Source organism: Rhizobium fabae (assembly GCF_003985135.1).
In the GTDB taxonomy this organism is placed as follows: Bacteria; Pseudomonadota; Alphaproteobacteria; order Rhizobiales; family Rhizobiaceae; genus Rhizobium; species Rhizobium pisi.
The window spans coordinates 52,621-79,525 of record NZ_ML133649.1; the positions used below are offsets into that span (position 1 = coordinate 52,621).

Here is a 26,905-nt window from a genome sequence, read left to right on the forward strand (position 1 = left end):
GTGGCTGCTCAGCCGACGGGTTCGGGGCTGCTGCGCCTGAACCGTCTGGTCAGCCGCCTTCCGAGTGCCGCGAGCCCATCGGGTTCGAGGATCAGGAAGGCGATGATGAGTGCGCCGATGACGATGCGCTGGCTCATGTCGAGCACGTCGGAATCGAACAGATCGCCCAGGAGGAACGATCCGACCCGCGACAGCACAACCGGAAAGACCACCATCAGCGCCGCGCCCAGGAACGCGCCGCGGATCGTCGCCAGCCCGCCGATGATGACGATGAACAGGATCTGGAACGACCGGTCGAGATTGAAGCCGGCCGGCTCCACCGTGCGCAGGTAGGCAAAGGCCCAGAGCGCACCGGCGACCCCGATGATGAAGGACGAGAGTGCGAAGGCGAGCAGCTTGGTGCGCAGCACCGGCACCCCGATGATCCGGGCCGCCGTCTCATTGTCGCGAATGGCGATGAAATTGCGGCCGGTCTGCGAGGACGCGACGCGCCAGGCAAAGAGGGTGAGCGCAGTGACGATGATCAGCGAGAAATAGTAGCGCCCAATCGAACTGTCGAAATCGATGCCGGCGATGGTGAGCTTCGGCGCGTCGATCACGCCGGACGGGTTGTCGTTGGAGAACCAGCCGAACTTCGTCAGTGCCCATTGCACGAAGAACTGTGCTGCAAGCGTGGAAACCGCGAGATAGAAGCCGCGCAGGCGCAGGCTTGGCAGGCCGAAGACGATGCCGACCGCAGCCGCGATACCGCCGGCGAGCGCGATGGAGACGAGAAGTGGCAGGCCTTCGAGACGCAGATTGAAATTGAAGGCGGCGAAGGCGCCGACCGCCATGAAGGCAGCACTGCCGAGCGATACCTGCCCGGCATAGCCGGTGAGCATGTTGAGGCCGACGCCGGCCAGCGACAATGCCAGGAACGGCAGCAGCAGCGCTTCGATCAGATAGCTCGAGCCGATAAAGGGCACAATGGCGAAGGCGATGATGAGGATGGCGAGCGGCGCGATCCAGCCTGGAAGTTTTGCCGAAACGATGGGTTGGGAGGTGATGGCAGCCATGGCTCAGACCCTTTCCACGAGCTTCTGGCCGAACAGGCCGGAGGGGCGGATAAGCAGGAAGACCAGCGCGATCGCGTAGGCGAACCAGCCCTCGATGCCGCCGCCGAAATATTCGCCGATATAGACTTCGGCGAGCTTTTCCGAGGCGCCGATCAGCAGGCCGCCGATGATGGCGCCGGCGATCGAATCGAAACCGCCGAGCACGAGCACCGGCAAGGCCTTCAGGACCACCAACGAGAGCGAGAACTGCACGCCGCTGCGCGCACCCCAGAGAAGGCCTGCGACCAGTGCGACGAGCCCCGAGGTTGCCCAGACGGTGGCCCAGATGCGCGGCAGGCGAAGCCCGACGGCGAGTGCCGCGAACTGGTCGTCCGCCACGGCGCGGAAGGTCAGGCCGACCCGGGTGTAACGAAAGAAGAGCGTCAGCCCGATGACCATGAGCGCTGCGACCGCCGAAGCGAAGACATCGAACTGCGAGATGAAGACACCATAAAATTCGAAGGGCACGTCCTCGATGCCGAGTTCCAAGGCATGGACCTGCGTGCCCCAGAGAAGCTGGGCAGCTCCCTCGATGACGTAGGAAAGCCCGAGCGTCGCCATGAACAGCGTGATCGGCGGCTTGTTGACGAGCGGCCGGAGCACTGCGCGTTCGATACCGATGCCCAGCAGAACCATGATAGCGAAGGTGAGCACAAGCGCGAGATAGAAAGGCACTCCGCGCTCGACCAGCGAAACGAATGTGAGAGCAGCAAACAGGAGCAATGCGCCTTGCGCAAAATTCAAGACACCCGAGGTCTTGTAGATCAGCACGAAACCGATCGCGACGAGCGAATACATGACGCCGGACAGCAATCCGCCAGTCAGCACCTCGAAGAAGAAGAGGTAGTCGAAGCTTTCCATCAGACGTCCGCCTCTTCCTGGTCCTCGCGGGCAACGCCAAGATAGGCATCGATGACGGCCTGGTCGGCGCGCACTTCGGCCGGCGTGCCGTCGGCGATCTTGCGGCCGTAGTCGAGCACGGCGATCCGGTCGGAAAGTCCCATGACCACGCCGATATCGTGTTCGATCAGGATGATCGTCGTGCCGTAACCCTCCCGTGCAGCGCGGACGAAACCTGCCATTTCCTGCTTTTCGGTGGCGGTCATGCCTGCCATCGGTTCGTCGAGCAGCAGGATCTGCGGATCGGGCACCAGCGCCCGGGCAAGCTCGACGCGCTTCTGCAAGCCATAGGGCAGCGAGCCGGCAAGCTGGTCATGGACACGGCCGAGGTGCAGGAAGCCGATGACCTGCCGCGCCCGTTCACGCGCCTCGCGCTCCTCACGGCGGGCGCGGGGCGAACCGAACACCTGGCCGATGAAAGTCGAGCGGCGCTGGAATGTCAGGCCGGTCATGACGTTTTCAAGAACCGTCAGTCCCTTGAACAGGGCAAGGTTCTGGAAGGTGCGGGCGATGCCCAGCCGCGCGGCTTTCTGCGCCGGCACCTGCGCATAGGTCTTGCCATTGAGGCTGACATGGCCGGCATCCGGCCGGTATTGCCCTGAAATCACGTTGATCAGAGAGCTTTTGCCGGCGCCGTTCGGGCCGATGATCGCGCGGATCTCGCCTGGCTGGACCGCAAGATCGACATTGGCAATCGCCGTGACGCCGCCGAAGGAGAGCGTGATGCCCGAGAGCGCCAATATCGGCGGATGGCTCAGCGCATTGCTGTCGACATCCGCCGCCCGACGGCTCGATGGACCGGACACCGGCAGCGGGGAATATTCCCTCACCGTAGAGGTCTCATCGAGTGCCGTGTAATGCGCATTCACCATTGTCTGCTCCGTTGTGCGCGGGGACCGCAGGCCTTGCCTGAAGACACACGCCACCATCCGGCTCCCCTAGAATGGGGAGCCGTTCGCTTTTCAGTTTGGGAAGGAAGCCGTTACTCGGCGGCTTCCAGCCGCTGGTCTTCGATCGCTTCGAGTTCACGGACGATCGGCAGGACGTGCTTGCCGAAATATTCCACCTCTTCCTGGAAATGCAGGAAGCCGAGCAGAATGAGGTCCGCGCCCGCCCGTTTGTGACCGATGATGCGTTCGGCCACCTGTTCCGGCGTGCCGATCAGGTTTGAACGGAAACCGTCATTGTATTGCACCAGATCCTGGAAGGTGGATTTCGCCCAGTTGCCTTCGCGCTCCGGCGAGGAATTCCCGGCATTCTGAACCTCGTGGTGGAAACCCTTGACCGCCTCGGGGATGGCCTTGTCGAGGATCTCCTGGAGGACCTCCTGCGCTTCCTTCTCCGAAGAGCGGACGATGCCGAAGGCATTCATGCCGATCTTCGTGCGCCAGGTCTTGCCGAAAGCCTTTTCCTTGGTGCGGATGTCATCGACCTGGTCCTTCAGACCTTCCGGCGTGTTGCCATTGGTGAAGTACCAATCGGACACGCGGGCCGCCATGTCACGAGCCGCGCGCGAGGAACCGCCCTGGAACACCTGTGGAATGCCGCCGATCGGCTTCGGCTTCATCGAATAATCCGTGAAGCGATAGAAATCGCCGCGCAGGTTATAGACGTCTTCCGTCCAGATGCCGCGGATCGCACGGATGAACTCCTCGGAGCGGCGATAGCGTTCGTCATGGTCGAGCCAAGGCTCGCCAATGGCGGCGAACTCGCCGCGGAACCAGCCGGAGACGATGTTGACGTCGACACGGCCGTTGGTGAGGTGGCTGATGGTGGCGATCTGCTTGGCAAGCAGCGCCGGGTTCCACGGCCCGGGCAGGACGGCGGCAATGACACGAAGCTTCTCAGTGGCCGCAAGAAGGGCGTGGGAAAAGGAGACCGACTCGTGCTGGTTGTCGGCGCCATATCCGGCCGTGAAGCGAATCTGGCTCAAGGCAAACTCAAATCCCGACCGTTCAGCGATCTGGGCGAGCTTGCGATTGTAGTCGATGCCCCAATCGGTACGTTGCTCAACCGAGCTGATGACCAGGCCGCCCGATACGTTCGGCACCCAGTAGGCAAACTTCAAAGGTTCTTTCTTCGATTGTGACATCGGTCTCTCCATGCTTATTCGTGTTTGTCAGGCGATCAGCCGCGATTGTTCTTCGGCACGGGCCAAGGCGAGTGCCCTGGCGTGCGGAACGATCAGTTCCAGTTCGCGCACGGCTGCCCTGATCCGTTTCTGGATGTCCGGACTTGCAACGGCGTATGAGTCGAACTCGCTTTCGAGCGCATAGACCGACGTCGGCAGCGGCAGCGCCTTGAAGAAGCTGAACAGCGGACGGAGCTGATGGTCGATCATCAAACCGTGCAATGGCGTTCCGCCCGTTGCGGCGAGAATCACGGGTTTGCCGATTAGTGACTCGTAGTGAACCAGGTCGAACAGGTGCTTGAGTGCTCCGCTATACGAAGCGCGATAAACCGGGGAACCGACGACCAGGACATCCGCGCTCTCTACCGAGCGCACGATCTCCGCGCCTTCCTCATCCAGCTGGTCGGCCCGCAAGGCTCGAAAGAGCGCCGGTGCAGATACAGCCAAATCGATGTGCCGCCCGGGCAAGCCAAGCTCGGACTCGATACGGCGAAGGACGGACGCGACCAGCGCCGATGTTCGGGACGGAGCCTTCACGTTTCCAGATATTCCAATGACACGCAGTTCCTGCATGGGCTCCTCCAATTTATATAAACCCTATAAATTAAGTAGATTACATGCAATGAGCGCGCCGTCCGATTTGACCCATGAATGGAACATCAAATTCCAAAGAACACCCATTTTAGAAAATATTTTCATCCGCCCGAACAGATGCTGCTCAGGTCATCGCCGAAAGCTTGCGCGCCACAGATCGCGCTACCTCGACGCCCCAATCCGGCTCCACAGGCGCAATCGCCAAATCGATCGCCGCACTGGCGGACGCTCCACCGTGCGCCCGCTGGAGTCAATGACCGGCAAAGCGAGCCTGCTAATACCCTCCTACGTTTTGATACACTTCCGGCAATTCTCCAAACATCTCAGATACATCGCCGCCATAACCTCCTTTGCGCAAACAGAGCGTAAGCAAAGGAGAGTACCTATGACTGAGACCGCAAAGGCTTCCCCGCAGAAATACGGCCGCTTCATCGCCGTGACGATGGTCGCCATTACCCTCGCTCCCGGCGGATATGTCGTTCAGGCAAACGCCGCCGACGTCGTTTCGGCCCCATCGTTGAATACGACCGATCGCGACGAGAGCATCCGCCCGTTCCAGGTTCACGTGCCACAATCTCAGCTAGACGATCTGCGCGGGCGCATTGCGGAGACGCGCTGGCCCGATAAGGAAACCGTTGGCGATTCATCCCAGGGCATTCAACTGGCGCAAGTCCAGGAGTTGGTCCGCTATTGGGGAACCGATTACGATTGGCGAAAGGCCGAGACGCAACTCAATGCGCTGCCGGAATTCATCACGACGATCGACGGCGTCGATATCCAGTTCATCCACGTTCGCTCTCGCCACCCCGATGCTCTCCCCATCATCCTGACACACGGCTGGCCCGGCTCGACATTCGAGTTCCTCAAGACGATCGGGCCTCTTACCGACCCCACGGCTTACGGCGGGCGGGCTGAGGATGCATTCGATGTCGTCGTCCCTTCCATCCCCGGCTACGGCTTTTCGGGGAAGCCCACGGATCTCGGCTGGGGGCCTGAGCGCACGGCGCGGGCGTGGGACACCCTGATGAAACGCCTTGGATATCAGCACTATGTTTCACAGGGCGGGGATCACGGCTCGGTCATCTCCGATGCGCTTGCTCGCCAGGCACCAAAGGGGCTTCTGGCAATACATCTCAATATGCCGGCGACAATCCCCGGCGACTTGACCAAGGCCATCAACAGCGGCGACCCCGCGCCGTCAAACCTGACGCCTCCCGAGCGGCAAGCCTTCCAGTCGCTCAGCACGTTTTTCGGACGAAATGCCGCCTACGGCGCCCTGATGGTGACGCGACCGCAGACGATCGGTTATTCGCTATCTGATTCGCCGGCCGGTCTTGCGGCATGGATGTACGAAAAGTTCGCGCAGTGGAGCGACAGCGATGGCGTCCCCGAGCGCGTTCTCTCCAGAGACGAAATGCTCAACGACATCACACTCTACTGGCTGACGAACACGGGAGCATCGTCCTCGCGTTTCTATTGGGAAAACAACAACAACAATTTCAGTGCCGAGACGCAGCACACCAAAGACATCAAGGTCCCCGTCGCCATCTCCGTATTCCCAAAGGAGATTTATCAAGCGCCCGAAAGCTGGAGCAAGCAGGCCTATCCGAGCCTGTTCTACTATAATCAAGTCGCGAGAGGCGGCCACTTTGCGGCATGGGAACAGCCTCAGCTTTTCACCGAAGAGCTTCGTGCGGCTTTCAAATCTGTCCGCTGATGAAAACGAATGCATGAATCGGCGGGGCGGCGTGGTGAACGCCGGCCCGCCATTGAGAACGCCTCGAAAGGATTCGAACTTGACACTCGCGACCAGAATGCCGGCGGAGTTCTCTCATCTCTGACTTGCTGTTCCTTTCGCTATCTATGCTCGACCGTCAAAACCATTGGCATGGCCCAGGTGGCCTGTGGAATCGGCCAGCGCAGCAATTTGACGTTGTCGTCGTCGACCTGCGCCTCCCATCGAGCATAGAACTTTTGACTATATCCGTTCAGTCGGACGCTGCGGCATGCGATGGGTCCGCCGTCGAGGTTGAGGGCAACCTTGAGATCCAGCGGAGACGCCTTGAGAAACTCCGCCAACCGATCGAGGGAAAAGAACGCTTCCTTTGTGGTGCCGATTACAATACGGCCGGAACCGTCCTTGGCAACAAAGGTGCGATTGGCCAGCCAGCGACTTTTCACGTTCACATGGGTTTTGCCATCGTCACCGATCAGGAGCGGATAGGAAACCATGGCATTCGTCGAAGCGGCAAAGGCGCTCTGCCAATCTTGATGGGTCAGGTCACGTATGTCGGCAGAGTTTGCATCCGCAATGAAGGCCCCGGCCTTCGCATCATACTGCTGGGGACCCAGCGCAATGCCCTCACTGATGAAGGGCGTGTCGGGCCGACCATGCGTATCGTAATAGCTGCCGTTGACGATCAGCACAGCCTTGGGCAAGGCATATTCCCACTCGTCAATACCCGTATCACCCTTGGGTGCATTATGGACGACGAAGCGGAAGCGCGCCGGATCAATCCTGCTCAGAAAAATGCGATCGACTTCGCGACCATCGGCTAGCACCGGCAGCTCCGCCACCTCGAAGCCAGGCTCCGGCTGTTGCCATGCCAGCGGCCCCGGCTGCACGGACGGGACAGGGCTCTTCAACGCCAATTGCATCGAGTCGGATAGCCGCTCGTCGTCAGGCTTCACGGTGATCCAATAGGTTCCGCCGCGACGCAATATCGAGTTGAACCCATAGGCGCCCGCGACTTGCCAGAGCCAACCAGCGCCTGCAACAATCACAATGACCAACGCTGCAGTCAGCCCGAGTAGGAGCTTGCGAACTACTGACATCAAAAAATCTCTAAAAGAAAATAGCTAGGTTCGGTATGCCGCGCGATGCGCTCGCCCTGCGCAAATGCAATTTCAAGTGAGGCTTTTCTACGACGGTCACCTTGAGGAAAAACTCCAATGTCCGTCACCCAATGTCGGTGAGGCTTTGTCGAGCGTCAGGGGGCTGCGCGACAAGCCGATCGGCGTTCTCAAACCCGGCAGGCCTTCCGGCGCGATCCTCAGCCCGCGTGCCTTGATCTGCGGCTCGTCGATAGCCTCGGCCACGCTGTTGATCGGCCCGCCCGGAACGCCTGCCCTCTCGAGGTCGGCAATCAGCGCCGCCTTTGGCCTGAGGCTGGTCTTTTCCGCTATCAAGGCGCAAAGCGTCTCGCGGTTCTCCACCCGTGCCGGATTGGTGGCAAAGGCCGGGTTGTCCGCAACCCCGTGAAGGCCCAGCAGGCTGCAGAGAGCTACGAATTGCCGGTCGTTGCCACAGGCGATGATGAGATGGCCGTCGGAGGCCGGAAAGACCTGGTAAGGCACGATATTGGGATGCGCATTGCCCATGCGCCGAGGTACGTTGCCGCCTGCGAGGTAGTTCATCGCCTGATTGGCCAGCACAGCGACGCCGACGTCGAAGAGCGCCAGATCGCCCTGCTGGCCGAGGCCGGAGCGTTCGCGCTCTGCAAGTGCGGCCTAAATGCCGATGACACCGTAGAGCCCGGTGAAGACATCAATCCAAGCGACACCGACTTTTTGCGGCTCGCCGTCGGGCTCGCCGGTCAAGTCCATGATCCCGCACATGCCCTGTATCAGAAAATCGTAGCCCGGCTGTTGCGCGCGCGGACCAGTCTGGCCGAAGCCCGTGACGGATACATAGACAATGCGCGGATTGATCGCGGCGACGCTTTCATGGTCGAGCCCGAATTTCTTCAATCCGCCGACTTTGAAGTTTTCGACCACGCATCCGCTTGGCAGATCAGGGCCCTGACGCGGGCAAGATCCTCCGGATCGGCGAAATCGCAGGTGATTGAGGTCTTGCCCCTATTTGCCGCGTGAAAATAGGCTGCCACCTTCTCGGTACCGCCTTTGCCGTCTGGCCATTCGATGAAGGGTGGACCCCAGCTGCGGGTATCGTCGCCTTGCGGGCTTTCGATCTTGATGACCTCGGCACCGAGATCGGCAAGCGTCTGGCCGATCCAGGGGCCTGCCAGAATGCGGGCGAGTTCCACCACTTTCAGGCCGGCAAGCGGCGCGCTGTTTAGGCCGGCCATCAGAAGAACGCCTGGATTCCGGTCTGGGCGCGGCCAAGGATCAGCGCATGGACGTCGTGCGTGCCCTCATAGGTGTTGACCGTTTCGAGGTTCTGGGCATGGCGCATGACATGATATTCGATCTGGATGCCATTGCCGCCGTGCATGTCGCGAGCGTGCCTGGCGATCTCGAGCGCCTTGCCGCAATTGTTGCGCTTGACGATCGAAACCATTTCAGGCGCGAACCGGCCCGCATCCATCAGGCGGCCGACGCGGAGGCTGCCTTGCAGCCCGAGCGCGATCTCCGTCTGCATGTCGGCGAGCTTCTTCTGGAAAAGCTGGGTGCCGGCGAGCGGCTTGCCGAACTGAATACGATCGAGCCCATATTGCCGGGAGCGGAACCAGCAATCCTCAGCGGCGCCGAGCACGCCCCAGGAAATGCCGTAGCGCGCGCGGTTGAGGCAGCCGAACGGTCCCTTGAGGCCCGCAACACCAGGCAGCAGCGTATCCTCGCCGACCTCAACGCCGTCGAGCACAATCTCGCCGGTGATCGAAGCGCGCAGCGACAACTTGCCGCCGATCTTCGGCGCGGACAGGCCTTTCATTCCCTTTTCGAGGATGAAGCCGCGAATCTGGCCATCATGCGCTTCCGATTTCGCCCAGACGACGAAGACATCGGCGATCGGCGCATTGGAGATCCACATCTTCGAGCCGCGCAAGCGGTAGCCGCCGTCGATCTTCTCTGCGCGGGTCTTCATGCCGCCCGGATCGGAACCGGCATCCGGCTCGGTCAGGCCGAAGCAGCCGATCAATTCACCGGAAACGAGCCCCGGCAGGTATTTGTCCCGCTGCTCTTCGGATCCGTAGGCATAGATCGGATAGATCACCAGCGAGGACTGCACGCTCATCATCGAGCGATAGCCGGAATCGATGCGCTCGACTTCCCGGGCGACCAGACCGTAAGCAACATAATTGGCGCCGGCAGCACCATATTTCTCCGGCAAGGTCACGCCGAGGAGCCCGGCCTTGCCCATCAATCGGAACAACGCAGGATCGGTGTGTTCCTCGAGGTAGGCATCCTGAACACGCGGCAGCAATTCGGCTTCGGAAAAAGCCCTGGCCGCATCGCGGATCATGCGCTCCTCTTCGGAAAGCTGGTCGTCGAGAAGGAAGGGATCGTCCCAGGCGAAGGCACTCGTTTGGGATGAAGCTTTGAAGGCGGTTGCGTTTCTATCGGCAGTCACGGATTTCCCCTCGAAATGGCGAAGCGGCTTCCTATGTAGATAACGATTGCGATAAGGGGGAAAAAACCCTATTTAGGCCTAACTTCATTCATGGAGTGCATAGGCTGTATGCGCCCGCGCCGCTTTTTGCCCTCGATAAGTCTCCTATCGGCTTTCGACGCCCTCCTCAGAACGGGTTCGACCGCAGCGGCGGCGCGCGAACTCGACCTGAACCAGAGCACGGTGAGCCGCTTGGTCCAGAATCTGGAACAACAGCTCGGCCGTCCGCTTTTCGAACGGCACAGGCAGAAGCTTATCCCCACGCAAGCCGCCCATGCCTACGGGCGGGATGTCAGCCGGGCGCTCGAACTCATTCAGCGCAGCAGCATGGAATTTTCCGCCAATCCGAGCGGCGGTGCCCTGTCGCTGGCGATCCTGCCGGCCTTCGGCACGCGTTGGCTGGCGCCGCGGCTGGGCGAATTTCTCGTCAAACATCCCGGCATCACGATCAACCTGGCAACACGGCTCAAGCGCTTCAATTTCGCGGCCGAGGGTTTCGATGCCGCCATTCATTTCGGTGCGGACGATTGGCGCGATGCCGATCACATGCGACTGTTCGAAGAACGGCTGACGGCCTGCATTTCACCGGCGCTGCTTGCCGAACATCCGATCGCTTCGGCCGGCGACATGGCCGGCCTGCCCCTTCTGCAGCTGGAAACCAGGCCGAATGCGTGGAGACTGTGGTTTGCCGCCCAAGGCTCGGAACCAGCAATTGTGACGGGCATGCTCTTCGATCAGTTCGCGACGATGACACAGGCGGCGATTTCGGGGCTCGGCGTCGCCCTTCTTCCGAATTATCTCGCCGACAGTGAAATCGCCGAAGGACGGCTGGTGCCGGTCTTGAAGAGATCGGTGCCGGGGTCGGGATCCTACTGGCTGGTCTGGCCGCAATCGCGGGCCGATTACCCGCCGCTCGAGGCTTTCCGCGCCTGGCTCGGCGCGGAACTGCGTTCCGGGGTCTCCTGAGTTCTCAGGACAGTTCTCGCTTGCGAAGCTATACCGCCGCGGTGTCGGACGGCAGGGAAAATGCCGCCTCGATGGCCGCCTCCAGGATATCCAGGCCTTCCGAGAGGACGTCCCATTCAATCGTCAGGGGCGGTAGCAGACGGATCACGTTCAGGCGCGTGCCACATGAGAGAAGGATGAGGCCGCGCGCCTCGGCTTCGGCGACACGGCTGCCTGCATCAGGCAGCCGTGTCGAAAGGCAAGGACGTGTTTGATCTGGTGATGAGGTTAGAAACCTCAATCTTAGGCTGCGAGCGACTCGAGATTGGCCTCGATCTGTTCGCGGAAGTTTTCGTAGCGGCTCGGCAACTTGAGTGCTTCGCCGAGGTGAGCGGTATCCTCGTCCCGATCGAAACCTGGCTCGTTGGTGGCGATTTCGAACAGGATCCCGCCCGGCGTGCGGAAGTAGATCGCCCAGAAATAATCGCGGTCGATGACCGGGGTGACCTGATAGCCGGTATCCATCAGCGCCTTGCGCACCTCGAGCTGTTTTTCGCGGTTTTCTACGGCAAAGGCGATGTGATGGACAGACCCGGCACCCTGGCGGGCAAACGGCGTCTTCGGGAGCAAAGCCAGATCGATCGTGTCGGCGCCATTGCCACCTGGAATGATGAACCGGGTGACGTCGCCTTCGGCCTCTGCGCGTTCATAGCCCATGAAGCGAAGGAGTTCTTCGGTGGCTGCTGTGTCATGAAGGTTGAAGCGCGCTCCCGAAAAGCCGCGGATGGCAACATCTTCTGACATACCCTCGCCGATCCAGGCCGCGCGGTTATCATCGGCGGTCTCGACCAATGCGAAACCATCGCCGTCAGGACCGATGAAGCGCAGGCGTTTAGCGCCGAATACCGTGTCGGCTTCTACCCCGCCGACGCCCTGTATAGCGAAGCGGTCCTTCCAAAAAGAAAGCGCGCCCTTGGGAATGGCGAACTGGGTTTCGCCGACTTCACCGACGCCCGGGCGGCCAAGCATCATGTTGGGAAAGGGGAAGTAGGTCATGACGGTGCCAGGCGTGCCGTTTTCATCGCCGTAGTAGAGGTGGTAGACGCTCGGGTCATCGAAGTTGACGGTCTTCTTGACGCGGCGCAGGCCGAGCGTGTCGGTGAAGAACCTGTTGTTCTGCTTTGCATCCGACGCCATGGAGGTGACGTGATGCAGTCCCTTGATATCCTTAATCATGACCTGTGCCTTTCTGCTCTGGCCTTGTTCGTTACGTTCGATTTAACCGGGTTGATTGCATCGCGGAATTGCAATATTTCTTTCGAATGAATTGCCGTTTTTGAAATAATCGAGATGAATGACTATAAAGCCCTGAAAACCTTCCTGCTGGCGGCCGAGAAGCGGAATTTCGCCCAGGTCGCGCGCGAGCTCGACATGACCCCGGCTGCTGTAACGAGAGCGATTGCGGCCCTTGAAGACGATCTCGGGGTTCAGCTGTTCGTGCGCACGACGCGCCAGGTGTCGCTGACGACCGATGGTGCGGTCTTTGCCGCACAGATACAGCCGGCCGTCGATGCACTCGAAAATGCCCGCAAGGATGTCCGGAACGCACATAAGGCCGATCAGGGACGCCTGAGGATTAGTGCGCCGACCTGGTTCGGCAAGGCAGTCCTGCCGCCAATCCTTTCGGGCTTCCGGGAACTCTATCCGAAGATGAGCTTCGAGATCTCGCTCTCAGACGGACTCGTGAATATCGTCGATGACGATTACGACCTTGCCATACGCATCTCGTCCCAACCATCGGACAAGTTCACGATCTGGCGCAAGATCCAAGTCGTTCCGCGCATTCTCGTCGCGGCACCCGGCAGCCGGTTCGCCGAGATGCAGCACCCGAGCGAGCTCACACCCGACGATTGCCTTGCCTATAGCGGCGAAAGCCGACGGGAGAACTGGCTGCTGTCGGATGGTGGATCGAGCATGACGATCTCGGCCGGCCGGGCGTTCAGCGCCAACAATGGCGAAGTGCTTGCCGACATGGCCGCCGATGGCGCCGGCGTTGCGATGCTGCCTGGATTTCATATCGCAGAACATTTGAGAGCCGGACGCCTCGTCCACGTCCTCCGGGGATGGTCGCCGCCGGACCTCTGGCTGACGCTCTATTACCCGCCCTATCAGACCCTGCCACCCCGCATAGCTTCGTTCTCGAAATTCTTCGAAGAGCAGGTCGTGTCCCATATGGTGATGCTCGACTGAGTACCAAATTCACTGATCGGCGGGCGGAGTGCTCGCCAGCGTGCCGCCCGGCATGTTCTGGCGGCCGATGATTTCTGCAGCAACCAGAGCCTGCAAACGCCACAAATTGCGGTCACGGATACCCTCCGCGTCCAGATCGACGATCGTATTGTGCAGATACTCGGCGCAGGATCCGCCTTGGCCACAGGCGCCTGCGATCAGCGAAGATGCCTGCTCGGCGGGCAGTGGTGTCGTGAGCCCAGACCGCTTGGTACTTGCCCAAAATGTCAGAGCCTTTCGAGCACCGTTTTGGGTTCGCACGGGAAGCCACCGCGCCATGTCGATGACCTCGCGATACTTGATCTCGCGAGCAACGAGGGCGCGAAGATCTTGACGCCGCCGATCGGCCGATAGCTCGAAAACAATACCGTCGCACTGGCCACCCCGCTCAAGGGCCATCATCAGACCCGGCTGGTCGCTGGTGGCCCGCCAACGCTTGATTTTCAGGGAAAAGGACCTGTGCCAACCGTGAGCGGTGGCACGCTGGCGGCTGACTGGTTGAAATTCCGGATTCCAGATCAGGGACCCGTAGGCAAAGACAAAAACGGGATCGCTGCCCGCATCGCTTTCGATCCTGTCGACGAGACGATCGAGCTCTGCTTCCGAAAGCGGCGTCCAGCCCGGCTCCGGGCCGTCGTCGCAGACGTTTCTGATGGTCAGGGCAACAAGTTCGGGCGTTAACAGCATCATCGTCTCAATCAGTGTTTCGTCAAGGATTTGGCCGAGCGGCCACGGCGGGTTTCCGCCGCGGCCACCCATTTGCGTCAGGACTGAACGAATGCGAGAAGGTCGGCGTTCAGCACGTCGGCATTGACAGTCAGCATGCCGTGCGAGAAGCCGGGATAGGTCTTCAGCGAGCCGTTCTTCAAGAGCTTGACCGACTTCAGCGCCGAGTCAGCGATCGGCACGATCTGGTCGTCTTCGCCGTGCAGAACCAGCGTCGGAACGGTGATTGCCTGCAGGTCTTCCGTCTGGTCGGTTTCAGAGAAAGCCTTGATACCGTCGTAATGAGCCTTGGCGCCGCCCATCATGCCCTGGCGCCACCAATTCTGGATCACGCCTTCCTGAGCCTTGGCACCGTCGCGGTTGAAGCCGTAAAACGGACCGGCCGGAACATCGCGGAAGAACTGTGCGCGGTTGGCGGCAAGCGCAGAACGGAAACCATCGAAGACGCCGATCGGCAGGCCTTCCGGGTTGCTATCTGTTTTCAGCATCAGCGGCGGGACGGCGGAAACGAGAACGGCCTTGGCGACGCGGCCGGCCGGCTGGCCATACTTGGCCACATAGCGAGCGACTTCACCGCCGCCGGTGGAGTGGCCGATATGGATGGCGTTCTTCAGGTCGAGGTGTTCGACGACGGCGAAGGCGTCGGCAGCGTAATGATCCATATCATGACCGTCTGCGACCTGGGCGGACCGGCCATGGCCACGGCGGTCATGGGCGACGACGCGATAGCCCTTGGACATGAAGAAAAGCATCTGCGCGTCCCAGTCGTCCGAAGACAGTGGCCAGCCGTGGTGGAAGACGATCGGCTGGGCGTCTTTCGGACCCCAATCCTTGTAGAAGATTTCGACGCCGTCCTTGGTGGTGACGATATTCATAGTCTTGTTTCCTTTGATTGAATTGGCGGTGGAAGAGGAGTTAGCTGCAAAGCTCAAAAGGGGTAGAGAGCGCCATCGTTGCGACGGCGGCTCCGGAGGGCAGCGGCGCGGCGTGTCAAAAAGAGAGAATTGGTCATGTTCGCGTCCTGCGACCTTCGTTGTTTCGTCTTCAGCCGACGCTGTGTTCGTCTGATGTAGAGAAATTGCCATCACTCGGTCGCGGCAACAATTGCATCAATTATTTCGATTTAATTGCTCTTTTCGCAATAATGCGCAATGACGTGTGATATGGGTCTGGTGGCGGGCAGTTGGAACAAGCCCGCCCTCAGAAACAGGTTTTGATCTCCGTCCCCGTGAGGTATTCATCACAGATCCAAAAGCGCGTGTTCTGCTTCGACGCGTCAATCCCCGGAGTTGCATCATGAAAATTGCACCGCAGCAGCGGATCTATGTCTGCTTCTTTCTCTTCGCCGTGTCGCTGGGGGCGCTGTTGTCGAGGATGCCGGATTTGCAGGTTGCGCTTGGCGTCGATAAGTCCGAGCTTGGGTTGACGTTGATAGGGTCTGCGATCGGCGCCTTGATTTCGTTGACTTTGTCTTCGCCCTTGATCGCCCGGCTCGGCGCGCGGACGACGGCGTTCATTACAGTTCTCGGCACATCTGCGCTGCTGTCGCTGGTGCCATGGATCGGTGCTGCGCCGTTCGTATTCTGTTTGTTTTTCGCCGAGGGGCTGCTCGCCGGGGCGCTGGAGATCAATCTCAACGTCGAGATTGACCGCATCGAAGCGCAACTGGGACGCGGCGTGATGAACAGGGCCCATGGTTTCTGGAGCCTCGGCTTCTTCGTCACGGCGCTTGTCTCCTCGGTCGTCCGCCAAGCCGGTATTTCGATGCAGCTACATCTCGCCGCGACCTTTGTCGCGGTCCTTGTCATCGGCATCTGGGCGATCGCCGGCATGCGCGATGCGCCGGCGCGGATCACGTTGGATGAAGGCAAGGCGCCGCCGATAGCGCTTCCTACCTGGGGGCTAATGCCGCTCTGCGTAATCGGCATCGCCGCCTTTCTCGTCGAAGGTGCCGGGATCGATTGGTCGGCGATCTATATGCGCGACGTGTTTTCAGTCGAGCCCTTCATCGGCGGACTCGGATTGACATTCTTTACCTTTTGCATGGCGCTGGCGCGCCTGTTCGTCGATCCGTTGGTCGATCGGTTTGGCGCGCGGGCCGTCGCCACGATGCTGCTTGTGCTTTCGGCAATCGGCATCTGCGCCGTCTGGGGCGCACCGCATGCCTATGTCGCACTGGCCGGCTTCGCCTTGATGGGCGCCGGCTGCAGCGCGGTCTATCCTCTCGCCGTCTCGGCAGCAGCCCAGCGCACTGATCGCGCGGCGTATCTCAACGTCGCCGCTCTCGGCCAGATGACCTTCGTCGTCTTCTTCCTGGCGCCGCCGCTACTCGGTTTAATTGCCGAACATGCAGGCATCAGGACATCCTATCTCGCCTGCCTTCCGCTGATTATCTACGCGCTCTTTTCGGTCAAGGCGCTCGCCACGCGCCGGGCTGCCGGCGGCGGTAGCGTTGCAACTGTTCGGAGCGTCAACGGATGACGGCTTGATGGTCTAACCAACCCGGTGTCAGCCAGGCGACGCAGCGACGGCCGGTCGGCTATTCAAAGACAATGAGGCTTGCCGGAGTTGGCGGCATCGGTTTGACCATGACGCCGGAAAGGCCAGCCAGTCTTGCCATCTCAGTCAACTCACTTTGGGTATAAGCCTGTCCCGCCGGCGTGCTGGCGAGCATCTCCCAGGAGAAGGCCGCGGGAAAAGGTGGCGACACGCCATCTTCGTCCGGCACGAAATCGACCGCGACGATCCGACCATCCTTTGCAAGGCTCGCGATGATCTTTCGTAACAGCTGGGCACATGTCGGCAAATCGAAGTGGTGCAGAAAATTCGGAAGCAGCACGAGATCATAACCCGTGCCCCAATCCACATCAAAGGCACTACCGGCGATCGTCCGGTACCGGTCAACCACGCCGGCTTTTTCCGCATTCTGCCTCGATAGCTCCAATACGGCGGCCCAGTCGACGGCGACGATCTCCGCCAACGGAAGGGCCTTCGCAATTTCGATCCCGAAAACGCCTGGACCTGCAGCGATGTCCAAGACCCTTTTGGGAGACCTCGGCCAGCCGGAGATCTCGCCGGCCAGTATCTTGGCACTGAGCCCAGTAAAGGAGCCCATGCCGCGGGCAAATTTCAACCAGACGGGATTGTCTGCAGACATGTTGGCAAGCCCGGCCGAGCCGCCGTTTCGCACGATGGCGGCCGGATCACGCAGAAAATTACCCAATATCTCGGGTGCGGCGACGAACTCGACGGCAGAGCCCATATAGGCCGGCGAATTGCGATCGAGGAACATTCTGGTCGAGGGCGTCATTCGGTACCGTCCACTCTCCTTTGTCAGGAAACCATGGACCACGAGGTAGTCGCAAAGGATGCGCACCCCTCGCTCCGAGGCGCGTGTTGCCGACGCCAGCAATGTTGCCGTTTCGCCGTCGCCGATGTGAGTAAAGAGATCAAGCTCGATGGCCGCCCTGATTGCCGCCGTCTTTCGGCATGCAAACAGTGCATCGACCACGAGTTCGGGTGACACGACGCCGGCAGGAGCGTCCTCGACGATTGTTTCCATGGTATCCCCCGGGAGCTCTCGGCCGTTTTTGCCGGGCAGCGCCAGACGCGGAAATTATTCTATATTCGCATATCCTACAATACGCACCGCGCTAACCCTATCGGATGCCTCGCCTCAATGCCCGCGCGCTGTCCTGCCGCCCGCCGCCGACGCAATTCGAGTTGTTCCACCTCGCCGGCAGACTGCAGATCGAACCGCCCTCTCGGCGTTATCCTACGGGATGGTCTCGCCTTGCGGCGATTTTGGAAGGAAACCCGCCCATTGGATTTCAAAAACCGACGGGTGACGCCGCCAGTTAGTTGACTATGCTGGTGCGCGGGCCTTGCCGATAATGCGGCGCGGCGGATCGCTCTGACGACGATTGCTGCGGCTGTGCTTAGTTATCTCGCCTTCTGGGAAACGGTTTGGATTGGAACGACGATCAAATATCTGACGATCTTCGCCCACTTCTTGCCCTTCTTTATTTGCCGCGGATTCGCTTGCCCGTATGGCTAGGCCGTTTGGTAACAATGATCGCAGTCTCTGCCTTCCCCATCTACCTGCTGCATCGCTTTGTACAGGAACTGCTGATGGCGCCGGCAGCTGGCGCCTTGCCAGTCCCAGCGTTTCACCTGCTGGCAATCGCCGGCGGCCTGGCGATTGGCATCGTGCCCAACAAAATGGTGGCAGATTTCCGCAACCTGCTTGGTGGAATGGCAACATCCCCAGACACCGATCTTCCCGAGCCGGCCCTGTTGCTGCAGCGACCGTTCGTCATGCGGCGTAATCGTTGATTGCGACCGAAGCAACGGTCGCTTTGCTTCGGTTAGAAAGACCAGCCGGCAGCCAGGATCGATTTTGAGGTGAATGATTGTCGCAGGCGGGATCACGTTCTGAGCCGCCCCCCCCGTCAGGTTCGTAGCCTCCCGCTGCAAGGCATACACTCTGTTGGCCGGAACAAGCCCCTGATCGAACAGGCGCTGTAGGCCTTCAAAGCGGAGCTTCGTCCAGGGCTGACCTGTTTCTCCCGAACGTATACGACCATCACTTGTCTATTAGTTTTTGCTGCATTAGATTATGCAATATTTAGTTGCATTCATTGTACCAGATCGACAGGTCAATGGACGCTAAAGCGATACCTTCGGATGACACCATGATCTGGAACCATCGCATCACACGCATCACCGTTGGTCTGCTGCTGCTGGCAATCATCGCTGTCGTCTCATTGCCAGCGATAACCGGCTTTACGAGCCTTGATGGCATCGTCAATGCGCGGTTCGCTATTGTTAATGCTCCTATCGACGGCACGATTGCGGAAGAACCCCTCAAGGTCGGTAGCCCGGTCAGAGAGGGACAATCCCTCGCGGAAATCAGAAATACGCGCGTTAATCGCGCAATTCTCGCTTCGCTCGAGGCAGATCGCAACACGGCGCTCGACCGCGTCGCGGCACTTAAAAAGGAACGGGAGGAGCTTTCCGCGCTTCGCGAAGAATTATCTGCCAGATTGGAAGTCTACAAGCAGACGACCATTGCCAATCTCGAACGCGAAGTCGAAATCCTGCGGAAGAAAGTCGAGGTGTCGCAAGCGCAGGATCTGGTCGCACAGGTCGACCTGAACCGTCGGATGGAGCTCGAGTCAAAAGGCATACTTACGCAGAAGCTGGTTGAGGCCGCGCGCGCCGCGGGAGCTGCGACCGGCGGCGAAGTCGAAATCAGCAATCTAACCGTCGATCAATTGCAACAAAGGCTCAATGCGGTCCGCCAGGGAATTTTTGTCTTCGGCGACGGACAGAATGACGTGCCTTATTCGCGACAGCGCGAGGACGAGGTTGTCGTTCGCATCAACGACTTGAACTCACGCATAGCGGAAAATGAGACAAAAGCTACTGAAGTTCAAAAGCAGTTGGTCGAAGAGGGAAACCGTGTCGGCAGCCTTGAATCCGCAACTGCGATAGCGCCGTTCGACGGCGTTGTTTGGAGCAGGAGTATCGTCCACGGTTCGAACGTCGTGCTGAACGACGAGCTGATGCGCCTCCTCGACTGTCGAGAGCTGTTTGTGGATATCCTTGTTCCCGAGGTCAATTATGACGAGATCTATCCTGGGCTTGTCGCGCAGGTGCGCTTGTTCGGCCGCAGCGATGTCTTCAAGGGCACGGTCACTTCTGTCAGAGGCAGTTCGGCTTCGGTCGAGACCGATTCCTTTGCCGCCAGTTTGCCGCCGTCGACACAGCGCAATGCCCGTATTCGGGTTCGCCTTGATCCATCCGTCATGAACGACGATTTTGCGAATTCCTGCCAAGTGGGGCGTACAGTGCAGGTACGGTTCTCGAAGCATGGGATCGACGTGTCCAACTGGGTCAAAAGCCTGTGGTTCAGTATCTTGTAGCGCTGGTTCCGACTTTCCTCGTTTTAGCCTTCTTTTTCCTGGGGCCATTCAATTGGTCGCGCCAGCACACCTGGACACGGGCGGTGACCTGCGCGTTTGTCGCAGTAGTCGCATTGCGATACATGTTCTGGCGCTTGACGGAGACAGTGCTCCCCTATCCCAACGACGGTGCGAGTTTCTACTGGGTTTGGATCCTCTTCGTCGTGGAGATTCTGGCGTGCTTCGAGGTCATCCTTTTTCTGGTATTGATGAGCCGCTACGTCGACCGGAGCGCAGAAGCGGACAGGCTGGCTCGCGTTTTCTTTGCGCAAGAGCAGTCTGAACTTCCGACTGTCGATGTTTTCATTCCCACCTATAATGAGCCGCTCGACGTGCTCGAGCGAACCATCATCGGCGCGCTCTCGCTGGATTATCCTTCCGACAAGTTGAAGGTGTATGTGCTCGACGATCAACGCCGAGACTGGCTGAAGGCCTATTGCGAAGAGAAGAACGCCATCCACGTCACTCGCGGCGACAACAAACACGCCAAAGCAGGCAATATGAACAATGGGCTGCAGGTCAGTTCGGGCGAGTTTGTTGCAGTCTTCGACGCCGATTTCGTTCCCTATCGACATTTCCTTCGCCGGACTCTGCCCTTCTTCAGCGATGAAAGCATCGGCATCGTCCAGACACCTCAACATTTCTTCAATGTCGATCCGGTGCAATCGAACCTGGGTTTGGAGAATATCTGGCCGGACGAACAGCGCTTGTTCTTCGACGAGATCGCGCCCAGCAGAGACGCCTGGGACGTCAGCTTCTGCTGCGGGTCATGCTCGATTGCCCGCCGCAAGGCCGTTGACGCGATAGGAGGGTTTCCGACGGAGTCGATCACGGAAGACCTGCTGACAACTCTTTCAATGCTCAACAAAGGCTACAAAACGCGCTACCTGAACGAACGGCTGTCGATGGGATTGGCTGCCGAAAACCTGACCGGTTATTTTGTGCAGCGCGAACGGTGGTGTCAGGGAGGAATTCAAACCCTTTACCTTTATAATGGCCCGCTGCGCGGCCCGGGATTGACGCTCTTTCAACGGATCATGTTCCTGCCAGCATCATGGCTGGTGCAATATCTGGTCCGCTTCATGATATTGCTCGTTCCCATCGTCTATCTCTGGCTCGGGCTGATCCCGCTTTATTTCACCGATATAGCCGATTATGTGGCCCATCAGGTGCCGCTGCTGGCGGCGTATTTTCTGCTTATGCTGTGGATCACCCCGACGCGCTATCTGCCTGTGATTTCCAGTGCAGTCGGGACCTTTGCGACATTTCGCATGTTGCCTACTGTGGTCTCCAGCCTCGTGCGGCCATTTGGCAAGCCGTTCAGGGTGACGCCAAAGGGCAGTGGCAACGAGTCGAACCAGTTCGACCGTTACAGCTTAGCCTGGATCGCAAGCATGATTGCGGTCACCGTCCTTGGTCTGCTGGTCAACATCGTGCCGGAAACGTCGCACGTACAAGGCCAGTTTTCACCGGTCGCGGCCTGGTGGTCAGGTATCAATATCGTCGTCTTGCTCATCGCGTCACTCATCTGCTTTGAGAAACCCCGGCGCCTGTTTCATGCGTTCAAGCTCGATGAACCCGCAATCGTAGACGATGTCCCTGGCCAAATCGTAAGTTTGGCACTGGACAAGGCGGTCGTTGCAGTCCCCACCATGGCCCGATTTCAATCCAAATCCGTCGTGCTTAAACTGCCCGGCTTTGCTCCGTTCAAATCAGAGCTAAGACAGGTCACCCAACGACGCAGGAGCATAAGTCGCGGCGGTGACAAGCAATCTTACTACCTGCATCTGTATTTCGAACTCAGTGGCTCCGCTCGCGACAGCATGATTGTGAAACTCTACACAGGTCAATATTCGCAGGACATTCGCGACATCGATAAAGTCGCGGTCTCTCTTAATCTTCTTCTGCGGTCGTTCGGGCGGACACGCACGTTGTAGCCTCGGGTAACCCATAGGCTAACTTCGGTTCCCCAAGCGGTTTGTTTTGCGCCACTCTTCGTACTCTCCGCGGGCATCGTCATGCAGCGGATAGTAGCGCTGCAACGACCCGCCCTCCATAAGCTTCGCTCGCGAGAACTCCTCCCAATCGTGATGCTTTTGCGACTCTTCGATTACCTTTGAGGCCATTGCGACTGGAAGCACCACCACCCCGTCGTCGTCGGCGACGATGATGTCGCCGGGGATTACCGTGACACCGCCGCAGGCAATCGGAACGTTGACGGCATTGGGATAGATGCTGGTCTGCACATGGTAGTTGGGCGTCCAGCCACGCAGCCATAAGGGGAGATCTAGCTTCTCGACATTGGGCCGATCGCGCATGCACCCGTCGACTACGATGCCAGCGCCGCCTCTGCCTTTGAAATAGGTCGACATCATATCGCCGAAGACGCCCGAGCTCATGTCGCCGCGCGCGTCGACCACGACCACATCGCCCTCCTGCGCGTGATAGAGCACGTGCCGGTGCAACTGCGTCTCCGGATCAGCATATTCTCCCTCGGTGAAGAGATCCGGCCGCTGCGGCAGGAATTGAAGCGTCAGCGCCGGCCCGACGATCGATTTCCCACGATTCTGCGCCACGGGACCGACCATGTGCGGATTGCGGAAGCCCATGTGGCCAAGTGTGCCGGAAACCGTAGCGGCGCCGATTTCCTTCAGTGCGTCGATCAGCTCTTTGGGCGGTCGCGTAATGTCGGGCGTGTGCGTCATTTTAGGCTCCGGTGAATGAAACTACCAGTTTGTGACAGAACCGTCGCGGCGCTTCAGGTGAGGCGCTTCCCAGAAACGAAAGCTCTCCGCCTTAACCGCCTCTTCGTTGACCTCGACGCCGAGCCCCGGCAGATCGCTGACCGGATAGTCGGGACCGTCGAGCCGTGGTTGTACGGGGAAGAAGTCGGAATTATCGAAGCCCAGCTTTGCTTCGGGCGCCCTTGTCTCGAGCCAAGCGAAATTCGGCACCGCCGCGGCGAGATGGATGGTCGCGGCCGTGCAGACTGGGCCGAGGGGATTGTGCGGCATCAGGTCCACATAATGCGCCTCGCTCCAGCCAGCCACCTTCATCGCTTCAGTGAGCCCGCCAACATTGCAAACATCGAGCCGGTTGAACTGATGGATGCCGCGCTCGATGTAGGGCAGGAACTGCCATTTGCTGGCAAATTCCTCGCCGATCGCGAACGGGATGTCGGTCATCGTTCGCAGGGATTCGTAGGCCTCGGGTGTCTCGTCTCGTATCGGCTCCTCGAGGAAATCAAGCACGCCACGGCCGAGCTTGTTGCAGAAGCTCGCCGCCTCTGCCACCGACAGCCGATGATGATAGTCGATGCCGAGGACGACGTCGTCGTCCAGCGCTTCACGCGCCTTGTTCAGCATTCGTGCGGTCGGCCCGATCGATTCCCGCGGCTCAAAGATATCCCTGCTGTTTTGCCCGATGGGGAAGAAGCGGATCGCCTGCCACCCTTGTGCGCGTAGTTCGCGGGCCCGTTCGATGGCAACATCGCCCTCGGCCTCGTCACCGGTCGAGGCGAAGGTCGGAATGCGGTCGCGCTGCTTGCCGCCCAACAGATCGTAGGCCGGCACCCCCAGCGCCTTGCCCTTGATGTCGTGAAGGGCAATGTCGATCGCGGAAATCGCCGCCTGCAGAACGCGCCCGCCTTCGAAGTATTGGCTGCGATAAACTTCTTGCCAGATCCGACCAATCTGCATCGGGTCGCGGCCGATGAGAAATTCGCGATAGTGCTCGATCGCGCCCGCCACGGCCTTCTCGCGCCCGCTCAAGCCGCTCTCACCCCAGCCGAAGATGCCATCGTCGGTCTCGACCTTGACCAGCATCTGGTTGCGGGTTCCTACCCATACTGGATAGGGCTTGATCGCCGTGATCTTAAGCTTTGCAGTCATCCACGCCCTCGTTTCACACGCATCCGCCTGGTCTTAGTTGGCCTTGAGTGCCATTTCTGTTTCGCCGTCGAACAGATGCATCCGCTCCTGATCGAACTCGAGCCAAATTTGTTCGTCGGGCGCCACGGCAATGGTCGGCGGCACGCTGACATTGACGATGGCGCCTGACAGGAACGCCTGCACGAAAGTGACGTCTCCGGTCGGCTCCACCGTGTAGGCCTTGGCAGGGACGCTTCCAGGTATCGCACTCTTATGCAGCCTGATCGTCGAGTGTCGTGCGCCGAGCACGACTTTCCTGGTTGTTGCCCTCGAGACCTTCTGAGCGTTTTCTGGCGAGAGTTCGAGGCGCCAGCCCTCCGCGCTCGTCAACACAGTGCTGCCGTTTGCCGTTGATGCCTCCAGCGGAACAAGGCTCATCGCCGGGCTGCCGACGAAGCTGGCGACGAACATGTTCACAGGATGGGCAAAGACCTGCGCCGGCGTATCGTATTGCTGCAGGTAGCCGCCGTTCATCACCGCCATCCTGTCGGCCATGGTTACCGCTTCGAGCTGGTCGTGCGTCACGTAGATGATCGTCGCGTTGAGGTCCTGGTGGAAACGCTTGATCTCCGACCGCATCTGCACGCGCAGCTTTGCGTCGAGGTTGGAGAGTGGTTCATCCATCAGGAAGACCGCCGGATCTCGAACGAGGGCACGGCCCAGCGCCACGCGCTGCTGTTGCCCGCCCGAAAGTTCACGCGGCTTGCGCTCGAGCAGCTGCGTCATGTCGAGCACGCGCGCTGCTTCCTTGACCTTCCTGTCGATCTCGTCCCTTGGCAGTTTGCGCATCTGCAGCGGGAACGCCAGATTTTTGTAGACCGATTTCTGCGGATAGAGCGCGTAGTTCTGGAACACCATTGCGATGTCCCGGTCCTTGGGGTCGAGGTCGTTGACCACCCTGTCGCCGATGACGATGTCGCCAGATGTGATGGGGATGAGCCCGGCCACTAGATTGAGCGTGGTTGTCTTGCCGCAGCCTGAAGGGCCGACGAGTGCAACGAATTCGCCGTCGTTGACCGTCAGCGAAACATTGTTGACAGCTTTGAAGCTGCCATAGGTCTTGACCAGATCTTTGAGGACCACGTGGGCCACCGGCAGCTCCCTAGTGCTTGACTGCGCCTTCCGTAAGGGCGCGTACGAAGTATCGTTGCAGGACGAGGAACAGGACCACGACGGGCACACTCATCATGAAGCTCGCCGCCATCAGCCCTGGAAAGTCCGTCGTGTTTTCCGAGAAGAAGCGCTGGATGCCGACCGGCAGCGTCAACTGCTCGTTCTTGGAGAGGAAGGTGTAGGCATAGATGTACTCGTTCCACGCGCCGATGAAGGAATAGATCGCCGTGGCGATGATCCCTGGCGCCGAGAGCGGCATTACGATCAGGATAAAGGCCTGGAACCGTGTTGCTCCGTCGATGCGTGCGGCCTGCTCGAGTTGCACCGGGATGTTGTCGTAGAAGCCCTTGAGCAGCCAGATTGCCAGCGGCAGGCCGAATGTGAGGTAGGTGAGGACGAGCGACCCATGCGTGTTCACCAGCCCGATCGCGCGCATCAGGATGAAGAGCGGCACGAGAAAGATCACCGCCGGGAACATGTTGCGAAGCAGGACGGCAAAGAACAGAAAGTTACGGCCCGGGAAGGTGAAGCGCGAAAACGCGTAGGCCGCAGGAACTGCCACGATCACCGAAAGGATGGTGGTGGCAGTGGAGACGAAAAGGCTGTTCCAGAAGAAGCGCAGGAAGTCCTGACCGACGCTGTTTTGCGGATCGAGCAGCTTCTGGTAACTGGCGAGGGTGGGTTGGTCCGGCCACCATTGCGGTGGGAATTGCATGGCCGCGAAGCCGGACTTGATCGAGGTGATCAGCATCCAGATCATCGGTAATGCGGTGTAAAGCAGCATGAACACAAGGAAGATGCGTCCACCCCACCGCCATCCATCGATGCGGGTACGGCGACGCGCTTGGCTTCGACGAGCAGTCTCGGCAATCGCGCTCATTCGTTTCCATCCTTCCGTTCATTGCCGCTCAACGCACGGACGTAGAAATAGCCGAGCGACATCAGGATCAGGAACAGCAGCACCGAATAGGCTGATGCCACGCCCCAGCGCTGGCGGCCGAAGGCGAGTTCATAAATGTGGGTGATCCAGATATGCGATGCGTTCGACGGCCCGCCGCCGGTCATGATCCAGGGGATGATGAAAGAATTGAAGTTTGCCACTGCCAGCAGAAGGATCGTCACCGTCGAGACGTTTCTCAAGTGCGGAAAGGTGACGTGCCAGAACCGCTGCCATGCATTGGCTCCGTCGACCTTTGCGGCGCGCAGCAACTGATCGGGAACCGTTTGCAGCCCAGCCATCATCATGATCATGGCAAACGGAAACTCTCGCCAAATATTGACGACGATCAGCGAGGGCAGCACCGTGCTGACGCTGTCGATGAAATTCGGCGGCCGGTCGGCCAATCCGAGGCCGACCAACACCGCGCCGATGATCCCAAAGTCCGAATGGTAGATCCACTTCCAGATATAAGACGCGGCGACCGCGCTGATGACCCAGGGAACGATAAGGATGGCCCGCAGGATGCCGCGGCCGATAAAGTCTCGATGGAGCGCCAAGGCGCAGGCAAATCCCAGGACAAATGAGACAAAAGTGGATGCCAGTGTCCAGATAAGAGTATTCGAGGTGACCTTCCAGAACACCGGACTTGTGAGGATGGCGATGTAGTTGTCGAGGCCGACGAAAATCTTGTCCCGGAGTTGTAGGCCAGGCGGTGTATTAAAGAACGACAGCTCGATCGTGTAGTAGATCGGATAGGCAATGACGATGAGCATCACGGCGATCGCAGGAAGCACGTATGCGTAGTCAGCGCGATGCTCCCAAATCTTTCGCAGCACGCCGGACCTATCGGGTTGCAGTCTTCGGCGTGCCTCGGCCTTGCCACTCAAGATTGTCACTGTGCCCTGCCCTTATTCTTCGGGAGAAACCG

The 26,905-nt window shown here is 59.6% G+C and carries 23 protein-coding genes and 2 pseudogenes; 7 read left to right on the top strand and 18 right to left on the bottom strand.

Annotated features, from left to right (window positions below; translation table 11 throughout):
- Window positions 1-8: 8 nt before the first annotated feature.
- The 5 genes from EFB14_RS11460 to msuE form a co-directional block, all read right to left on the bottom strand.
- On the bottom strand, window positions 9-1,055 hold the full coding sequence (locus tag EFB14_RS11460; protein WP_126825396.1) for a branched-chain amino acid ABC transporter permease: 1,047 nt from the start codon (window positions 1,053-1,055) through the stop codon (window positions 9-11).
- Between the two features lie 3 nt (window positions 1,056-1,058).
- Window positions 1,059-1,955: a branched-chain amino acid ABC transporter permease gene (locus tag EFB14_RS11465; RefSeq protein WP_126825399.1), complete on the bottom strand. Its 897-nt coding sequence runs from the start codon at window positions 1,953-1,955 to the stop codon at window positions 1,059-1,061.
- The gene (locus EFB14_RS11470) at window positions 1,955-2,866 is read right to left on the bottom strand and encodes an ABC transporter ATP-binding protein (RefSeq protein WP_126825402.1); all 912 of its coding nucleotides are present in this window, start codon (window positions 2,864-2,866) and stop codon (window positions 1,955-1,957) included. Before EFB14_RS11470 ends, EFB14_RS11465 begins: the two co-directional genes overlap by 1 nt.
- A 110-nt stretch (window positions 2,867-2,976) precedes the next feature.
- Window positions 2,977-4,086: a dimethylsulfone monooxygenase SfnG gene (gene sfnG / locus EFB14_RS11475; RefSeq protein ID WP_126825405.1), complete on the bottom strand. Its 1,110-nt coding sequence runs from the start codon at window positions 4,084-4,086 to the stop codon at window positions 2,977-2,979.
- Window positions 4,087-4,113: 27 nt separating this feature from the next.
- Window positions 4,114-4,698 carry an FMN reductase gene (gene msuE, locus EFB14_RS11480; RefSeq protein WP_125842436.1) on the bottom strand — a complete coding sequence of 195 codons (585 nt, stop codon included), beginning with the start codon at window positions 4,696-4,698 and terminating at the stop codon, window positions 4,114-4,116.
- Between the two features lie 463 nt (window positions 4,699-5,161).
- Here msuE and EFB14_RS11485 point away from each other — a divergent pair, with 463 nt between their 5' ends.
- Complete coding sequence (locus EFB14_RS11485; protein ID WP_245438237.1) at window positions 5,162-6,436, top strand: epoxide hydrolase family protein; 1,275 nt, start codon at window positions 5,162-5,164, stop codon at window positions 6,434-6,436.
- A gap of 140 nt (window positions 6,437-6,576) precedes the next feature.
- Here EFB14_RS11485 and EFB14_RS11490 read toward each other — a convergent pair whose 3' ends face one another.
- The 3 genes and pseudogenes from EFB14_RS11490 to EFB14_RS11500 all read right to left on the bottom strand — a co-directional run bounded on the left by EFB14_RS11490 (window position 6,577) and on the right by EFB14_RS11500 (window position 10,030).
- Window positions 6,577-7,554 (bottom strand): phosphodiester glycosidase family protein, encoded by a 978-nt coding sequence (locus tag EFB14_RS11490; protein WP_125842434.1) that lies wholly within the window; start codon window positions 7,552-7,554, stop codon window positions 6,577-6,579.
- A 96-nt stretch (window positions 7,555-7,650) separates the two neighbouring features.
- Window positions 7,651-8,807: pseudogene (locus EFB14_RS11495) on the bottom strand (CaiB/BaiF CoA transferase family protein).
- Window positions 8,807-10,030 (bottom strand): acyl-CoA dehydrogenase, encoded by a 1,224-nt coding sequence (locus EFB14_RS11500; protein WP_126825408.1) that lies wholly within the window; start codon window positions 10,028-10,030, stop codon window positions 8,807-8,809. Before EFB14_RS11500 ends, EFB14_RS11495 begins: the two are co-directional and overlap by 1 nt.
- A 108-nt stretch (window positions 10,031-10,138) precedes the next feature.
- Between EFB14_RS11500 and EFB14_RS11505 the strand changes: the two genes are divergently transcribed.
- Window positions 10,139-11,035, top strand: coding sequence for a LysR family transcriptional regulator (locus EFB14_RS11505; RefSeq protein ID WP_164737519.1), 897 nt, complete (start codon window positions 10,139-10,141; stop codon window positions 11,033-11,035).
- 28 nt (window positions 11,036-11,063) lie between these two features.
- On the opposite strand, the pseudogene EFB14_RS33385 reads toward EFB14_RS11505, so the two are convergent.
- Window positions 11,064-11,222, bottom strand: a pseudogene (locus tag EFB14_RS33385) (4-aminobutyrate--2-oxoglutarate transaminase); the annotation flags it as partial.
- A 95-nt stretch (window positions 11,223-11,317) separates the two neighbouring features.
- Entirely contained in the window at window positions 11,318-12,250 is a 933-nt protein-coding gene (locus tag EFB14_RS11515; protein ID WP_125842426.1) for a VOC family protein, read from the bottom strand.
- A 114-nt stretch (window positions 12,251-12,364) separates the two neighbouring features.
- On the opposite strand from EFB14_RS11515, the gene EFB14_RS11520 reads away from it, so the two are divergent.
- Window positions 12,365-13,264 carry a LysR family transcriptional regulator gene (locus tag EFB14_RS11520; RefSeq protein ID WP_126825414.1) on the top strand — a complete coding sequence of 300 codons (900 nt, stop codon included), beginning with the start codon at window positions 12,365-12,367 and terminating at the stop codon, window positions 13,262-13,264.
- A 9-nt stretch (window positions 13,265-13,273) separates the two neighbouring features.
- Here EFB14_RS11520 and EFB14_RS11525 read toward each other — a convergent pair whose 3' ends face one another.
- Both EFB14_RS11525 and EFB14_RS11530 read right to left on the bottom strand, forming a co-directional pair.
- Entirely contained in the window at window positions 13,274-13,990 is a 717-nt protein-coding gene (locus EFB14_RS11525; protein ID WP_126825925.1) for a gamma-glutamylcyclotransferase, read from the bottom strand.
- 77 nt (window positions 13,991-14,067) lie between these two features.
- Window positions 14,068-14,904, bottom strand: coding sequence for an alpha/beta fold hydrolase (locus tag EFB14_RS11530; protein ID WP_126825417.1), 837 nt, complete (start codon window positions 14,902-14,904; stop codon window positions 14,068-14,070).
- 421 nt (window positions 14,905-15,325) lie between these two features.
- Between EFB14_RS11530 and EFB14_RS11535 the strand changes: the two genes are divergently transcribed.
- Complete coding sequence (locus EFB14_RS11535; protein ID WP_126825420.1) at window positions 15,326-16,510, top strand: MFS transporter; 1,185 nt, start codon at window positions 15,326-15,328, stop codon at window positions 16,508-16,510.
- Between the two features lie 58 nt (window positions 16,511-16,568).
- Here EFB14_RS11535 and EFB14_RS11540 read toward each other — a convergent pair whose 3' ends face one another.
- The gene (locus EFB14_RS11540; protein WP_126825423.1) at window positions 16,569-17,591 is read right to left on the bottom strand and encodes a class I SAM-dependent methyltransferase; all 1,023 of its coding nucleotides are present in this window, start codon (window positions 17,589-17,591) and stop codon (window positions 16,569-16,571) included.
- A gap of 404 nt (window positions 17,592-17,995) precedes the next feature.
- Between EFB14_RS11540 and EFB14_RS11545 the strand changes: the two genes are divergently transcribed.
- The 3 genes from EFB14_RS11545 (at window position 17,996) to EFB14_RS11555 (ending at window position 21,932) form a co-directional block, all read left to right on the top strand.
- Window positions 17,996-18,364 carry a hypothetical protein gene (locus EFB14_RS11545; RefSeq protein WP_245438236.1) on the top strand — a complete coding sequence of 123 codons (369 nt, stop codon included), beginning with the start codon at window positions 17,996-17,998 and terminating at the stop codon, window positions 18,362-18,364.
- A gap of 359 nt (window positions 18,365-18,723) precedes the next feature.
- The gene (locus tag EFB14_RS11550; protein ID WP_126825426.1) at window positions 18,724-19,956 is read left to right on the top strand and encodes an HlyD family secretion protein; all 1,233 of its coding nucleotides are present in this window, start codon (window positions 18,724-18,726) and stop codon (window positions 19,954-19,956) included.
- Window positions 19,938-21,932 carry a glycosyltransferase gene (locus EFB14_RS11555; protein WP_126825429.1) on the top strand — a complete coding sequence of 665 codons (1,995 nt, stop codon included), beginning with the start codon at window positions 19,938-19,940 and terminating at the stop codon, window positions 21,930-21,932. The genes EFB14_RS11550 and EFB14_RS11555 overlap by 19 nt, the downstream gene beginning before the upstream one ends.
- Before the next feature lie 18 nt (window positions 21,933-21,950).
- Here the strand turns inward: EFB14_RS11555 and EFB14_RS11560 are convergent, their stop codons facing one another.
- From EFB14_RS11560 to EFB14_RS11580, 5 genes are read right to left on the bottom strand one after another with little or no spacing between them, the layout of a single operon-like run.
- Entirely contained in the window at window positions 21,951-22,700 is a 750-nt protein-coding gene (locus EFB14_RS11560; protein ID WP_125842410.1) for a ribonuclease activity regulator RraA, read from the bottom strand.
- Window positions 22,701-22,721: 21 nt separating this feature from the next.
- A complete protein-coding gene (locus tag EFB14_RS11565; RefSeq protein WP_126825432.1) occupies window positions 22,722-23,885 on the bottom strand; it encodes a mandelate racemase/muconate lactonizing enzyme family protein in 1,164 nt (387 codons plus the stop codon).
- A 33-nt stretch (window positions 23,886-23,918) separates the two neighbouring features.
- Window positions 23,919-25,016 (bottom strand): ABC transporter ATP-binding protein, encoded by a 1,098-nt coding sequence (locus tag EFB14_RS11570; RefSeq protein WP_125842406.1) that lies wholly within the window; start codon window positions 25,014-25,016, stop codon window positions 23,919-23,921.
- 10 nt (window positions 25,017-25,026) lie between these two features.
- Window positions 25,027-25,917, bottom strand: coding sequence for a carbohydrate ABC transporter permease (locus EFB14_RS11575; RefSeq protein ID WP_125842405.1), 891 nt, complete (start codon window positions 25,915-25,917; stop codon window positions 25,027-25,029).
- Entirely contained in the window at window positions 25,914-26,873 is a 960-nt protein-coding gene (locus EFB14_RS11580) for a carbohydrate ABC transporter permease (protein ID WP_126825435.1), read from the bottom strand. The genes EFB14_RS11575 and EFB14_RS11580 overlap by 4 nt, the downstream gene beginning before the upstream one ends.
- Between the last annotated feature and the right edge of the window lie 32 nt (window positions 26,874-26,905).

Coding starts and splice junctions, on each gene's coding strand:
- EFB14_RS11525 (WP_126825925.1), bottom strand. CDS start 13,990: ATGCTGTTAACGCCCGAACTTGTTGCCCTGACCATCAGAAACGTCTGC.
- EFB14_RS11470 (WP_126825402.1), bottom strand. CDS start 2,866: ATGGTGAATGCGCATTACACGGCACTCGATGAGACCTCTACGGTGAGG.
- EFB14_RS11505 (WP_164737519.1), top strand. CDS start 10,139: ATGCGCCCGCGCCGCTTTTTGCCCTCGATAAGTCTCCTATCGGCTTTC.
- EFB14_RS11565 (WP_126825432.1), bottom strand. CDS start 23,885: ATGACTGCAAAGCTTAAGATCACGGCGATCAAGCCCTATCCAGTATGG.
- EFB14_RS11535 (WP_126825420.1), top strand. CDS start 15,326: ATGAAAATTGCACCGCAGCAGCGGATCTATGTCTGCTTCTTTCTCTTC.
- EFB14_RS11460 (WP_126825396.1), bottom strand. CDS start 1,055: ATGGCTGCCATCACCTCCCAACCCATCGTTTCGGCAAAACTTCCAGGC.
- EFB14_RS11520 (WP_126825414.1), top strand. CDS start 12,365: ATGAATGACTATAAAGCCCTGAAAACCTTCCTGCTGGCGGCCGAGAAG.
- sfnG (WP_126825405.1), bottom strand. CDS start 4,086: ATGTCACAATCGAAGAAAGAACCTTTGAAGTTTGCCTACTGGGTGCCG.
- EFB14_RS11465 (WP_126825399.1), bottom strand. CDS start 1,955: ATGGAAAGCTTCGACTACCTCTTCTTCTTCGAGGTGCTGACTGGCGGA.
- EFB14_RS11485 (WP_245438237.1), top strand. CDS start 5,162: ATGGTCGCCATTACCCTCGCTCCCGGCGGATATGTCGTTCAGGCAAAC.
- EFB14_RS11515 (WP_125842426.1), bottom strand. CDS start 12,250: ATGATTAAGGATATCAAGGGACTGCATCACGTCACCTCCATGGCGTCG.
- EFB14_RS11560 (WP_125842410.1), bottom strand. CDS start 22,700: ATGACGCACACGCCCGACATTACGCGACCGCCCAAAGAGCTGATCGAC.
- EFB14_RS11540 (WP_126825423.1), bottom strand. CDS start 17,591: ATGGAAACAATCGTCGAGGACGCTCCTGCCGGCGTCGTGTCACCCGAA.
- EFB14_RS11575 (WP_125842405.1), bottom strand. CDS start 25,917: ATGAGCGCGATTGCCGAGACTGCTCGTCGAAGCCAAGCGCGTCGCCGT.
- EFB14_RS11490 (WP_125842434.1), bottom strand. CDS start 7,554: ATGTCAGTAGTTCGCAAGCTCCTACTCGGGCTGACTGCAGCGTTGGTC.
- EFB14_RS11530 (WP_126825417.1), bottom strand. CDS start 14,904: ATGAATATCGTCACCACCAAGGACGGCGTCGAAATCTTCTACAAGGAT.
- EFB14_RS11550 (WP_126825426.1), top strand. CDS start 18,724: ATGATCTGGAACCATCGCATCACACGCATCACCGTTGGTCTGCTGCTG.
- msuE (WP_125842436.1), bottom strand. CDS start 4,698: ATGCAGGAACTGCGTGTCATTGGAATATCTGGAAACGTGAAGGCTCCG.